General features: G+C 68.5%; 9 protein-coding genes and 1 riboswitch. Of the genes, 8 read left to right on the top strand and 1 reads right to left on the bottom strand.

The features are described from left to right. On the bottom strand, window positions 1–690 hold the full coding sequence (locus tag M3M27_RS01500; protein ID WP_434026939.1) for a glutathione S-transferase C-terminal domain-containing protein: 690 nt from the start codon (window positions 688–690) through the stop codon (window positions 1–3). A 272-nt stretch (window positions 691–962) separates the two neighbouring features. On the opposite strand from M3M27_RS01500, the gene M3M27_RS01495 reads away from it, so the two are divergent. From M3M27_RS01495 to M3M27_RS01460, 8 genes are all read left to right on the top strand, one after another. After that, the gene (locus M3M27_RS01495) at window positions 963–2,219 is read left to right on the top strand and encodes a cation:proton antiporter (protein WP_140725367.1); all 1,257 of its coding nucleotides are present in this window, start codon (window positions 963–965) and stop codon (window positions 2,217–2,219) included. 99 nt (window positions 2,220–2,318) lie between these two features. Beyond that, complete coding sequence (locus tag M3M27_RS01490; RefSeq protein WP_140725364.1) at window positions 2,319–2,927, top strand: TIGR00645 family protein; 609 nt, start codon at window positions 2,319–2,321, stop codon at window positions 2,925–2,927. A 159-nt stretch (window positions 2,928–3,086) separates the two neighbouring features. Next, window positions 3,087–4,121 carry an energy transducer TonB gene (locus M3M27_RS01485; RefSeq protein WP_434026938.1) on the top strand — a complete coding sequence of 345 codons (1,035 nt, stop codon included), beginning with the start codon at window positions 3,087–3,089 and terminating at the stop codon, window positions 4,119–4,121. 187 nt (window positions 4,122–4,308) lie between these two features. Continuing rightward, window positions 4,309–7,239, top strand: coding sequence for a type VI secretion system Vgr family protein (locus M3M27_RS01480; RefSeq protein WP_434026937.1), 2,931 nt, complete (start codon window positions 4,309–4,311; stop codon window positions 7,237–7,239). 11 nt (window positions 7,240–7,250) lie between these two features. Beyond that, the gene (locus M3M27_RS01475; RefSeq protein WP_434026936.1) at window positions 7,251–8,897 is read left to right on the top strand and encodes an esterase/lipase family protein; all 1,647 of its coding nucleotides are present in this window, start codon (window positions 7,251–7,253) and stop codon (window positions 8,895–8,897) included. Continuing rightward, window positions 8,894–9,898 carry a T6SS immunity protein Tli4 family protein gene (locus M3M27_RS01470; protein ID WP_434026935.1) on the top strand — a complete coding sequence of 335 codons (1,005 nt, stop codon included), beginning with the start codon at window positions 8,894–8,896 and terminating at the stop codon, window positions 9,896–9,898. Before M3M27_RS01475 ends, M3M27_RS01470 begins: the two co-directional genes overlap by 4 nt. 172 nt (window positions 9,899–10,070) lie before the next feature. Further along, window positions 10,071–10,310 carry a hypothetical protein gene (locus tag M3M27_RS01465; protein WP_434026934.1) on the top strand — a complete coding sequence of 80 codons (240 nt, stop codon included), beginning with the start codon at window positions 10,071–10,073 and terminating at the stop codon, window positions 10,308–10,310. An 80-nt stretch (window positions 10,311–10,390) separates the two neighbouring features. Continuing rightward, entirely contained in the window at window positions 10,391–11,302 is a 912-nt protein-coding gene (locus tag M3M27_RS01460) for a T6SS immunity protein Tli4 family protein (RefSeq protein WP_434026933.1), read from the top strand. Between the two features lie 506 nt (window positions 11,303–11,808). Then, window positions 11,809–12,047: riboswitch (cobalamin riboswitch) on the top strand. Window positions 12,048–12,132: the final 85 nt, after the last annotated feature.

Here is a 12,132-nt window from a genome sequence, read left to right as displayed (position 1 = left end):
TCAGCGCTGCCCGAACAGGTGCTTGCGTTCCTCGTCGCTGAGCGGCTTGCCGGCGTTCGGGTTGACCTGCCGCTTCAGCGCGTAGGCGCGCTGCGTGGCCGGGCGCGCGGCGATCCCGTCCCGCCAGCGCTGCACGTTCGGGTACGCCGCCATGTCCAGCGGCGCGCCGTCGTAGGGGTTGATCCACGGATAGATCGCCATGTCGGCGATGCTGTAGTCCCCGCCGGCGACGAACGCATGCTTCTGCAGCTGGCGGTCGAGCACGCCAAGCAGGCGCTTGACCTCGTTGGTGTAGCGCTCGATCGCGTAGGGGATCTTCTCCGGCGCATAGACGTTGAAGTGGCCGTACTGGCCGGTCATCGGGCCCAGCCCGCCCATCTGCCACATCAGCCACTGGTTGACCGCGACCTTCTCGCGCACGCTCGCGCCGGAGAACCGGCCGGTCTTGTCGGCCAGGTACAGCAGGATCGCGCCGGACTCGAACACGCTGACCGGGGCGCCGCCGTCGGCAGGCGCGTGGTCGACGATCGCCGGCATCTTGTTGTTGGGCGAGATCTGCAGGAACTCCGGCTTGAACTGGTCGCCGGCGCCGATGTTGACCGGCTTGATCGCGTAGTCCAGCCCGGCCTCCTCCAGGAACAGGGTGATCTTGTGGCCGTTCGGCGTGGGCCAGTAGTACAGGTCGATCATGGCAAGGCTCCGATCGTGGACGAGGATCGCGCCGCGGCGCGGGAAAGACCGCGATAGTAGGCCAAGCGGACGGGAAGACGGCGGCAACACAGCGTTTTGCACACCCGGGCAATGACGCGGCGAGGACGCGCCGCCGGGATCCGCCTTCCATGCCTGCCCGGAACGGGTGAATTCCCGCCCCTCGCCGCGCTACGCTTCCGCGCCTGCCGCCCGGGGACGCGGCCGCCCGGCGCGGGCGCATGGGGAACCTCGATCCTGACAGGATGCACAGCATGAATCCGACCTCGTTGTTGCTGGTCCAGCTCATCGTCATCCTGGGCGCGGCGCGCCTGTGCGGGAGACTGCTCCGGCATCTCGGCCAGCCGCCGGTGATCGGGGAAATGGCGGCCGGCCTGTTGCTCGGCCCGATCGTGTTCGGCGCCTGGCAACCAGGCCTGCATGCGGCGCTGTTCGCCAGGGACAGCCTGCCCGCGCTGTCGAGCCTGTCGACCCTCGGCGTGGTGCTCTTCATGTTCGTCGTCGGCCTCGAGCTGCGCGCGCCGGAAGGGAATCGCGCCCAGGTGCGCTCGGCGTTCGCCACCGGCCTGCTCGGCATCGTCCTGCCGATGGCGCTCGGCCTGGCGATCGCCCCCTGGCTGCATCCGCGCTTCGCGCCGGCGGGCGTGGCCTTCTGGCCGTTCGCGTTGTTCATCTCGGCCGCGATGTCGGTGACGGCGTTCCCGGTGCTGGCACGCATTCTCAAGGACCGCGGCATGACTCGCACCACCGCGGGGCGGCTGGCCCTGGGCGCGGCGGTGATCGACGATGCGATGGTGTGGATTTTCCTGGCGGTAGTGCTGACCCTGACCGGCCGCAACGAACACGGCAGCATCCTGTTCACCGCCGCCGGCGCGATCGCCACCGTCGCGGTGGTGTTCGTGCTGCTCAAGCCGTTGTACGCACGCCTGCTGCAGGCGCATGCCGGCGACGACGCATTCCCGCGCCAGGCGTTGGCCTGGGTGCTGGTCGGCCTGCTGGCCTGCACCGCCGTCACCGAGTGGATCGGCCTGCACGCGATCTTCGGCGCCTTCCTGTTCGGCACCTGCCTGCCGCGCGACGACCGCCTGCTGCGGTACCTGGCAGAACGCATCGAGCCGATCGCGGTCACGCTGCTGATGCCGGTCCTGTTCGCGCTGGCCGGCCAGGCCACGACGCCCGATGCGTTCGCCGGCGCGGGCATCGGCGCGTTCGCGCTGATCCTGGCGATGGCGATCGCCGGCAAGGTGCTCGGCTGCACGGTGGGCGCGCGCCTGAGCGGATACGGCTGGCGCGACAGCCTCGCCGTCGGCTCGCTGATGAACGCGCGCGGCCTGATGGAATTGGTGGTGATCAAGATCGGCCTGGACAGCGGCGTGATCGGCCCCGCCCTGTTCACGCTGCTGTTCGGCATGACCCTGGTCACGACGCTGATGGCCTCGCCGCTGCTGGCGCTGTGCCACCGGAACGCAGGCCCGGGAACCGCGCACGGCAACACCCGGGCAGGTCCTTGACCGGCCGCCTTCGCACCGTCCGCATGCCTGCCGGCGATGCTTGGCAGCTCATGGATGCGCCGCTACCCTGCGGCTCCTTCCCCGCACTGCCATTGCCCGATGTCGTCCTCGCAGAAGCTTTCGCCCATTCCCGCCCTGATCTTCGCCTCGCGCTGGCTGCAGCTGCCGCTGTACCTCGGCCTGATCCTCGCCCAGGGCGTGTACGTGTTCCTGTTCGGCAAGGAGTTGTGGCACCTGGTCCACGAGGCGCCCAGCCTGGGCGAGCAGCAGATCATGCTGATCGTGCTCGGCCTGATCGACGTGGTGATGATCTCCAACCTGCTGGTGATGGTGATCGTCGGCGGCTACGAGACCTTCGTCTCGCGGCTGCGCCTGGAAGGCCACCCGGACCAGCCCGAGTGGCTGAGCCACGTCAACGCCTCGGTGCTGAAGGTGAAGCTGGCGATGGCGATCATCGGCATCTCCTCGATCCACCTGCTCAAGACCTTCATCGCCGCCGGCGCGCTCGGCGGCATGCCGCTGTGCGCCCCGGAGGTGCTGAGCAAGACCGCCGGCCAGGTCGGCCAGGCCAGCTGCGCCACCCTGACCGGGGAGGGCGTGCTGTGGCAGACCATCATCCACTGCGTCTTCATCCTCTCGGCGATCGGCATCGCCTGGACCGACCGGCTGATGGCCCCGTCGGCGCACGGACGCGAGACCGCCCACTGACGTGGCGGGGATCACGGTTTTTTCCACGACCGGCGCACTCCGGGCCGACCGGAGCGCGCCGGTCGATGCTAGATTGCGGAATCCGCCGCCGGTTCCGGGAGAAGCCGGCGGCGTTCCAACGCCGCAGCCGTTCATTCGCAATCGCGCCAAGGGGGAAACATGTCGGATCTGAAGATGGGCCGTAAGGCACGACGGATCGTGCCGCTGATGTTGCTGGCGGGCCTTGCGGCCTGTTCCGGCCAGGGCGACAAGCCGGCCGCCGAGTCGCCGGCACCGGCGGAGAACGCGCCCGCCGCCGCACCGGCCGCTGCTCCCGCCGGTACGCCGGCCGCACCCGCCGCCGATGCCGCGCTTTCGCCGCAGGTCGCCGGGATGTCGGTGGACCAGCTGCGCGAGGCCGCGACCCGGGCGCTGCGCGAGAACCGCATGTACGCCCCGGCCGGCGACAACGCCGTCGAGTACTACCTCGCGCTGCGCGACAAGCAGCCCGGCGATGCCAGCGTCGCCAGCGCACTGACCGACCTGCTGCCCTATACGCTGATCGCCGCCGAGCAGGGCATCGCCCGCGAGGACTTCCCGGAAGCCCAGCGCCTGGTCGCGCTGATCGAGCGCGTCGACGCCAAGGCCCCGGCGCTGCCGCGCCTGAAGTCCGGCATCGCCAATGGCCTCCAGAACGCCGCTTCGCGCACCGCGCAGGAAGCCGAACGCGCCAGGAAGGAAGCCGAACAGAGGACGCAGCAGCAAGCCGAACAGAAGAGGCTCGCCGAGCAGCAGGCCAAGGAGGCCGCCGCGGCCCAGCAGATCGCCGCCCAGCAGGAAGCCGCGCGCCAGCAGGCCGCCGAGGCCGAGCGCCAGGCCGCGGCCAAGCGCGAAGCCGACCAGCGCGCCTCCGCGCAACCGGCGGCCCCACGGCCCGCCGCGCCGGCCGCGGCCACGGCACCGTCGCTGCGTCCGATCAGCACGCCCGCTCCGCGGTATCCGCCCGATGCGCTGCGCGCCGGTACCGCCGGCGAAGTGCTGGTGGAGATCACGGTCGGCACCGACGGTTCGGTGACCAACTCGCGCGTCCTGCGCGCCACCCCGCCGCGCGTGTTCGACCGCGAAGCGCTCAATGCCGTCAAGCGCTGGAGATTCGAGCCGGTGCCGGCCCCGGTCACCACCCGCCGCACGCTGTCCTTCAATCCGGGCAACTGATCCCGGCCCATCCGGGAGCCCGGTACGGCCGGGCGTCCCGGCGGCTCCTATCGCCTCGCCGAGGCCCGGGCTCGTGCCGGGCAGGCCGCGGATGCCGGCCTGCCCCGAACCTGCTACTTTCCGTCCCGCAGGGGGCAATCCTGGCCGGATCACGTGTCGGCCGGGCCGAGCTTTTGCAGGTGACGCAATGGAAGCGTTGAGGACGTGGTTGACGCAGTCGGCGCGTCTGACCGACGCGAGCCGCTTGCACCGCTTGGAGCTGGCGGGGTTGCCGGCGCAGGTGGTGGAGCGGTGGTACGGGCGCGAGGAGGTCTCGCGGGGGTACGACTACTGGGTGGACGTGCTGTCCGCGGACGCGGGTCTGGCGCTGGAGGGCTGGCTGGGCCAGCGGGCGACGCTGTACACGCGCGATGCGCGGGGCGGGCAGGTCGCCCGCAGCGGACTGGTGAACGAGGCGACGCTGCTGGACAGCGAAGGCGGGCTGGCGCGCTACCGGGTGCGGCTGGTGGGCTGGACCTGGTGGCTCTCGCAGGGCCGCCACAGCCGGGTGTTCCAGGACCGCAGCGTGGTGGAGATCGTCGAGGCGGTGTTCGCCGGGTATGCGCCGCAGGCGAGCTGGCGCTGGAGCGAGGAGGTGGCCGGGTTCCTGTCCGAGGCGCGGCCTCGCCGCTACTGCGTGCAGTACCGCGAGAGCGACCTGGCGTTCGTGGCGCGGCTGCTGGCCGAGGAAGGGCTGGGCTGGCGCTGGGAGACGGACGGGGAGGCGGCCAGCGGCCACCGGCTGGTGATCTTCGCCGCCAGCGGGGAGCAACCGCAGGAGGCGGCCTCGGCGGCGCAAGGCGGGGTGCGCTTCCACCGCGGCGATGCGACCGAGGCGAGCGACAGCGTGCTGGCGCTGGGGCGGCGGCGCACGCTGGGCTCGAGCCAGCTGACCGTGCTCAGCCACGACTACCGCAGCAGCCGGGCGCTGAGCGCGCAGCTGCCGCTGGCCGGCGGGGACGCCACGCCGCGCGAGCTGTACGAGCCGGCCGGGCAATACGCCTACGCCAGCAGCGCCGAGGCCGAACGCTACGCCCGGCTGATGGCGCAGGCGCAGGAAGCGTCCTGGTCGGCCTGGGAAGGACGCGGCACCGTGCGCAGCTTCACCGCCGGGCAGTGGTTCGCCGTGAGCCAGTGGCCGGGCGGGGCCGCGCAGCTGTGGCTGAGCCGGATCGAACACGTGGGCGTGAACAACCTGCCCACCGACGCGCGCGAAGCGCTCGAGCAGGCCCTGCCCCCGGCCACGCCGCCGCTGGCGGTGCCGGCCGAGGTGGAAGCGCTGGCGGCCCGGGTCGGCTATGCCCACCGGTTCCAGGCCGTGGAGCGCGACCGGCCATGGCGGCCGGTGCTGGAGGACGAGACCGGCGCCCGCACGAACCCGCGGCCGACCGCGCCGGGCTACCAGAGCGCGATCGTGGTCGGCCCGGACGGGGCGACCACGCCGAACGGCGCGCAGGAGGTGTATGCCGATGCGCAGGGCCGGATCCGGGTGAAGCTGCACTTCCAGCAGGGCCAGGCGGCGGACGACCGCGACACGGCATGGCTGCGGGTGAGCCAGCGCTATGCCGGCCCGGGCGTGGGCAGCCAGTTCCTGCCGCGGATCGGCCAGGAAGTGCTGGTGGGGTTCCTGGAAGGCGACATCGACCGCCCGGTGGTGCTGGGCGCGCTGTACAACGGCCGCGGCGAGGCCGGGGTGGCGGCCACGCCGGGCGGGCGCAGCGAGGCGGCCGGGCAGGACCCGGCCAGCCTGTACGCCCAGGCCACGGATGCGCGCGCCAGTGCCCAGGCCAACCTGGCCGGCGGCCATGCCCCGGCCTGGCATGCGGCCGGCGGTGGCGAGCAGGCGCACCGGCATGCCGGCGCCCTGTGGGGCGTGCAGTCCAAGGAATGGGGCGGGTCGGGCCACAACCGGCTGCTGTTCGACGACAGCGACGGGCAGCTGCGCCTGCAGCTGTCGAGCAGCCAGTACGCCAGCCAGCTCAACCTGGGGCACCTGATCCACCAGGCGGACAACTACCGCGGCAGCTTCCGCGGCGAAGGCTTCGAACTGCGCACCGACGCGTGGGGCGCGGTCCGGGCCGAACGCGGGCTGTGGCTGAGCGCGTACGGCCATGACGGAACCCGTCCGGCCGGCACGGCGGCGCAACCGGCGGCGTTGCTGAAGCAGTTGCAGACCCTGGGCAAGACCTTCACCCAGGCGGCCGGCACGCACCAGACCGCGCGGCTGGCGGCGGCCGAGGGCGTCAAGCAGGCTGGCGTGTCGCAGCTGGTCCCGGACCAGGCGCCGCTGCAGGCGACGCTGACGAGCGTGTCGACGACGGTGCCGGGCACGGCCTACGGCGAGGCCGAAGGGGCGGCGCACGAGCGCAGCGCCAGCCCCGGGGCGGACCGGGTGCCGCACACGGGCGATCCGCTGCTGGGCTTGGCGGCCCCGGCCGGGATCGGGCTGGTGGCGGGCCAGGCGCTGCACTGGAGCGCGGGGGAGACGCTGACGCTGGCGAGTGGGCGAGGCAGCGAGGTGGCGGTGGCCGGCGATGCGCGGCTGCATGCGGGCCAGGCGATCGGGGTGCTGGCGGCGGCGGTGGAAGGCGGCAACACGCAGGGCCACACCCTGAGCGTGGTCAGCGGCGAGGGCGAGCTGGAGTTGCAGGCGCAGAACGACGAGGTGCGGCTGCAGGCGCGGCAGGGGCTGAAGGTCGTCAGCGCGAACGCGGCGGTGGAACTGGCGGCGGGCAAGCGGGTGCGGCTGGCGACGGCGGGCGGGGCGAGCGTGACGATCGAGGGCGGCAACATCAGCATCGCCTGCCCGGGCAAGATCACCGTGCATGCCGCCAAGAAGTCGTTCCTGGGCGCTACGCACTTGAGCCGCGAAATGAACGAGTGGCCTCAGGCAAAATTCGACGATCCTTACATCCTGCGACATCGCGCAACCAACGAACCTCTGCGGAACATGCGCGTCGAACTGACGCGCGCGGATGGCGCGCGACTGCAGTTGGTGACGGATGGCGAAGGGCGACTTCCGGTACAGAAAGGCCTGGGTCCGGAAGACATCGCGATCAAGATCATCGGCAAGGCATGAACGGATATCCGATGACCCAGAACGGCAACGACCACATCATCGACGCATCGGACAGGGACGAACAAGGCCGGCCGATCGCGAGGCCTCGCTTGACCCCGAGCCAGGACACGCGCGACAAGGTGTGCTTGATGCCACCCGCCGCGGTCATCCCGATCGTGTTCCTGCCCGGCATCATGGGTACCAATCTCAAGGCGCTGGACAGCGGAAACTCCGTGTGGCGCCCGCCGAACATGGACGGCGTCGGATCCATTCTGGACGCGTTGGCCCAGCTCTTCGCCTTCTGGTTCAAAGGGCCTGCCACCCGCAAGCGACAGTTGGACCCGACGAACGTCGAGGTCGACCCAAGTGGCTCGATCAACGCCGAGGATACGATCAACGAGGAACTTGCCCGCCAGCGCGGCTGGGGAAGCGTCATGAGGTCGGCCTACAACCCGATCATGGCCCAGATGGAGCTTCGTCTTAATAACATTCTGAAAGCCTGCGAAGCCATGGAATGGTGGGATGCCGAAGGACAGCGCGAACCCTCCGACTATGGGGAGCAACACGGCAACCCGAAGCTCTCCGAAGACGAGTTGAAGCAAGCGGCCCGGTATCGTTACGAAGTGTGGGCCGGGGGCTACAACTGGTTGCAGTCGAACATACAGTCGGCAGCTGACATCAAGGCCTATATCGAAGACAAGATCCTCGCGAGCTATCCCGAAGACCAGCGCGCAAAGATGAAGGTCATCCTCGTTACCCACTCCATGGGGGGATTCGTGGCGCGCGCCCTGACCGAGATCCATGGCTTCGACAAGGTTCTGGGTGTCGTGCACGGCGCCATGCCCGCCACGGGCGCGCCGGCCTTCTATCATCACGTCCGTTGCGGGTACGAAGGTATCGAGAGCGTGATCCTCGGGCGGGACGCGGCCGAAGTCGTGGCTGTCGCCGCCAATGCCCCCGGCGCACTGGAGTTGACCCCCACGTTCGACTATGCAGGCGGGCGTGCATGGTTGAAGCTCGGCGACGCCGCCGAATCGATGCCGGGATGCGCATTGCCGGCATCGGGGGATCCTTATCAAGAGATCTACAAGAACAGGGCGTGGTATGGCCTCATCCCGAAGCACAACGAGGACCTCATCGAGCCAGGGAAGCTGGCTTCGAACACGCAGAAGATCAAGTCCATCGGCGGGAGCAGGAGCAGCTTTACTGCATTCGATGCCAAGATCGATGATGTCCAGGCGTTTCACAGGCAATTCTCGATGAAGTATGCCAAACCCGCCTTCTGCCACTACGGCGCGGATACGCGAAGCAAGACCTGGTCGGAAACGCGATGGCAAGGCCGCTTGTCCGGGCTGCCCGACGAACTTCAAGTGGAGAACGACGACGGAAACGGGCGTCTTTCGGTCACGGGCGGCGCAGGAAGCATAAGGCTGGAATTCGCCGATCCCATCGGGGCCGGGGACGGCACGGTGCCGAGCGAGTCCGGCGGCGCTCCCGGAGACGCGGGGGTGGAGGCGATCTTCAGGCAAGGCGACCAAGGCATAGGTGCATACGTCAGGAAGAACGGCAATGGAAAGGACAAGGGATATGAGCACCAGTCCGCCTACAACGACGTGCGGGCACAGTGGGCGACCCTGTATGGGATCGTCAGGATTGCCAAGGGGGCCGACTGGGCATGAGAACCCAATCGAAGCGGGCCAACGTGTTCGCCCTCCTGGCCTTGGTGTTGAGCGGCTGCGTGATCGCAACGGACTATGGCGGAGGAGATCGCATGAAGCAGAGTGAACCGGGGAAGAAGACGCACTGCCTTGGCCGCTACCTCATCGACCTGCCGGCAGACGCGAGCCTGCGCTCCCGCTACAAGTTCGCGGACGGCACGATCGCGTCGTTTCCCGGCGTCACCCAGCAGGAGTTCGACCGGAGGATGGCTGCCCGAGAAGCGGAACTGGAGGGCAGCCGCCACGGGCATGGCGGCGGGATGCTGGTCGACCGGGTGGAGTTCGCGCCCGGGCGGCGGATGTACGTGTCCTGGGCGAGCCCGAACAGCCGCGGGCTGTACCGGTACCAGGACGTCGCCTACTTCCGCGGCGAGCAGGTGCTCTACGTTTTCGAAGGCGATGGCGATGCCACGCCGCAGGCGCGCGCGGATGCGCAGGCGTTCGGCCAGGAGCTCCTGACGCGGACGCTGCGCTATCGCGCGAACGAAGAGATCCCGGACGAGGCGGGGTTCTGCTTCGACCGCGGGTTCATCGCGGACCGTGAACTCAACCAGGAGGAGTTCACCGCCGGCATCGGGCTGAAACGATACCCCGGCGTTTCGATCAAGCTGATGTCCTACGTCACCGGCAAGCCGGACATGGACCTGCTGAAGCGCGCATCGAACGTCCCGCCCGGGTTCGAGGGCGCCGTGGCGCGGATGAAGACGTTGCGTCGCGGCGAGCGGAACATCGGGCCGCTGAAGGGACAGGAACTGCTGGTGCGCGGCGATGACGGCGGACGGCGCAGCTACCACTTCCTGTGGGAGACCCAGGGACGGGCGAACTCGCTCGCGTTTCCTTTCATGTCGCTCGAACTGAGCACGTCGGGCGAAACCGCGGCCTCCCCGGCTTCCGACGAGGAGATGCTGGAGATCTGGGATTCGATCCTTGCGACGCTGAGGCCGAGGCCCGGCGCCACGTAGTGGCCGGGCCGAAGCGCCCTGCACCATCCAGGTGGCCGGCGCGGGCATCGACGACCACCGGCGTGGTTCGCTCGCCGTGTCCGAGAACCCCAACCCGATGCGAAGCGGCCCCTCGGACCGGATATCCCGCACGCCCGCTTTCGTCCGTTTCAGGCACGATGGCAACGACAGGATGGATCTCCGCAACGAGTCCGGGATCGAGTTGAAAGCAACGATACTGCGCAAGGCCGATCCCGGAGATTCCACCGTGCCGATGAAGTCATCCGCTGCGGGTCTTGATCCACATGCAAGATTGGTTTGCAAGCATGTCCCGGGCTACGAACATGATGCAAGTTACGGCGACGAACGCGTACGCCTATCGGTTCTGGATGCGATCGTCCGATCCATCGAATCAGTTCAGGTAATAAAGTGACAAAGAAGATTCTATGGATCATCCCTTTGGTCTTTGCTTGCGCCTGTACCCGCAGCCAAGACCAGTCATCGACAAACGACATGAAAGCGAACATCCCTCTCAGCATCCAGTGCGTCGGCCGGTTGGAGATAGCCTTGCCGTCGCCTTCTTCCGCGGCCTGGAACCAGGAAGTAGGCGTGTTCTCCATCGAGCGCCAGCGATCCGCCGACCGGCTCGATTTCTTCAGGCAGGTAGAAGCGCGCGAACAAGACCTGCATTCCCAGAATCATGAGAAGGAGGGCTATATCCTCCGAGCCGCCGAGGATATCGGCGGCCTCCGCGTCTTGTTTTATCGTAGCTCGCCCGTCGACATCTATACCTACAACGTCGAGGCTTACATGTGGCCAGGGAATGGCGGCTACAGATTGAGCACCACGGTCGCGACGGGGGAGAAACCACAGGTTCCCGCGCTTCTCGACTTCGTCAAGGACATGCACCCTATCGGGGCCGGTGCCGTTGCGCCTTCCGGAGCCTTCTGCCTGGATGGCTTGTATCTGGACAAGGGCAACCAGAGGCTTTTTGCCTCGATGCAGGCCACCATCCGCGAATGGCACGGTGCACGGGCTTGGGTTAGCGTGCTCGAGAACGAGAACTCCCTGGCGGATGAAGCGCTGGATATCCATTACGACATCGAGCGGGAGCGAAACGCGGCCAAGGACATCCTGGCGGAGGATCCCAGCGCGGCAAGCGATCCAGGCTACCCCAAGACCGTCAAGTCGCTGCGCGACGGAACGCGCGACCTGGAGGGAATGCCCGGCCAGGAACTCGTATGGAAGAAGGTGCTCAACAGCGGGGTCGAGGTCTACCATCTGAGATGGCAGACCGATACCGCGCCCAATGGCGTCACCGTGGGAATGGATGTCGGCGACGAGGACGATCCTGTTCCTTCTCCTCGCCAAGAAGAGATCATCGCGCTGTGGGATGCGATCCTTTCGACGCTCCGGCAGAGATGAGCCGGGACCGAGCAGACCTGGCCTGGTTCGCTGCTAGGCCCTAGGGCCGCCGTCCGCAAGCCGGGCGCGCAGGACATCGGACTCGGGCGATCTGCGCAGGCATGGTATTGGAGGATTTCGCTTGGCCATGAGCGAGCGACCCAGGCGAACCGCGAGTGTTGCAGCCTTGCTCCTTCTGGCGCTGGGTACCGGCATGGGCTACGCGGTCGGCCGCGATGGAACAAACCATGCGGAGTCCAACCAACCAGCAACGAGGACGCACTGCCTTGGCCGTTACCTCATCGACCTGCCGGCAGACGCGTAGTGACCGGGCCGAAGCGCCCTGCACCATCCAGGTCGCTGGTGCGGGCATCGACGACCACCGGCGTGGTTCGCTCGCCGTGCCCGAGAACCCCTGCCCGATGCGAAGCGGCCCCTCGGACCGGATATCCCGCACGCCCGCTTTCGTCCGTTTCCTCCCATAACCTGCCCAAGCGGGCGCGCTTGACGCGCCGTCGTCCTGCCGCCACCATGTGCGCCGCCGAGGTATGCATCGCTTCATTCGGATGAAGCGATGCATTTAAACGGGAATCCGGTGAAGCGGCCTTGCCGCCATTCCGGAGCTGCCCCGCAGCGGTGAATGGAAACGACCCCCGCCAACAGCACTGGGCGCCTGCATGGGCCTGGGAAGCGGCGGACAGTAGGCCCCCGTGCCATGCACGGCCCGTCCATCAGCCCGAATACCGGCCTGGGCCGGGGGACACGAGCGTCCTCCGTTTCGACCTGGCGCTCCGCGGGGAGCGGCCGGACGTGCGTGCGCCCCGTGGCGGACGCCGTCCGTCGTGCCCGCA

Origin of the sequence: Xanthomonas boreopolis (assembly GCF_046529185.1) — a bacterium.
GTDB classification, from domain to species: Bacteria; Pseudomonadota; Gammaproteobacteria; order Xanthomonadales; family Xanthomonadaceae; genus Pseudomonas_S; species Pseudomonas_S boreopolis.
The sequence above is the reverse complement of the archived record's forward strand: the minus strand, read 5'-3'. Positions and strand labels throughout refer to the sequence as shown.

Coding starts and splice junctions, on each gene's coding strand:
- M3M27_RS01500 (WP_434026939.1), bottom strand. CDS start 690: ATGATCGACCTGTACTACTGGCCCACGCCGAACGGCCACAAGATCACC.
- M3M27_RS01495 (WP_140725367.1), top strand. CDS start 963: ATGAATCCGACCTCGTTGTTGCTGGTCCAGCTCATCGTCATCCTGGGC.
- M3M27_RS01490 (WP_140725364.1), top strand. CDS start 2,319: ATGTCGTCCTCGCAGAAGCTTTCGCCCATTCCCGCCCTGATCTTCGCC.
- M3M27_RS01485 (WP_434026938.1), top strand. CDS start 3,087: ATGTCGGATCTGAAGATGGGCCGTAAGGCACGACGGATCGTGCCGCTG.
- M3M27_RS01480 (WP_434026937.1), top strand. CDS start 4,309: ATGGAAGCGTTGAGGACGTGGTTGACGCAGTCGGCGCGTCTGACCGAC.
- M3M27_RS01475 (WP_434026936.1), top strand. CDS start 7,251: ATGACCCAGAACGGCAACGACCACATCATCGACGCATCGGACAGGGAC.
- M3M27_RS01470 (WP_434026935.1), top strand. CDS start 8,894: ATGAGAACCCAATCGAAGCGGGCCAACGTGTTCGCCCTCCTGGCCTTG.
- M3M27_RS01465 (WP_434026934.1), top strand. CDS start 10,071: ATGGATCTCCGCAACGAGTCCGGGATCGAGTTGAAAGCAACGATACTG.
- M3M27_RS01460 (WP_434026933.1), top strand. CDS start 10,391: ATGAAAGCGAACATCCCTCTCAGCATCCAGTGCGTCGGCCGGTTGGAG.